General features: G+C 75.1%; 1 protein-coding gene. It reads right to left on the reverse strand.

The window, feature by feature from the left end:
- The coding region (locus VTU_RS0105795; RefSeq protein WP_010101906.1) for an FAD-linked oxidase at nucleotides 1–571 on the reverse strand (571 nt) is incomplete at both ends.

The raw sequence follows: 571 nt of genomic DNA on the forward strand, positions 1-571 counted from the left end.
AGGTCCGGGCCGGGGTCGTGGCGGGTACGGACAGGCGCCACAGCGCCAGCTCGGGGTGTGCGGCGCGGGCGCTGAACCAGGGCAGGGTCTGGTCGCGGCAGGCGGCCCAGTCGGCGGCGGCGCGGGACGGGTCGATGCGGGTGCCGCCCATGGCCCGGCATGCGGACTCGACGGCCGCCACGGCGCCACGCAGGCGCACGCACAGCTGGCCCGCACCTGCTGCGTCCGGCACCCAGCAGCTGGCGTTGAGCGCCAGCGCCTCGCCGCCCCAGGCATGCAGTTGACGCAACGCGTCGGCCTGGTTGCAGGCAAGGCGCAGCGTGGCCTCGCCGGGCGCGATCGGCAGCACCTTGAGGCTGAGCTCGGTGAGCAGGCCCAGCGTGCCCCAGGCGCCGACCATCAGGCGCGACACGTCGTACCCCGCGACGTTCTTCATCACCTGGCCGCCAAAGGTCAACAGCTCGGCGCGGCCATTGAGCAGCGTGGCACCCAGCAGGTAGTCGCGCACCGCCCCCACGCTGGCCCGGGAGGGGCCGGACAGGCCGGCCGCGACCATTCCGCCGACGGTCGC

Source organism: Verminephrobacter aporrectodeae subsp. tuberculatae At4 (assembly GCF_000193225.1).
Taxonomy (GTDB): Bacteria; Pseudomonadota; Gammaproteobacteria; order Burkholderiales; family Burkholderiaceae_C; genus Acidovorax; species Acidovorax aporrectodeae.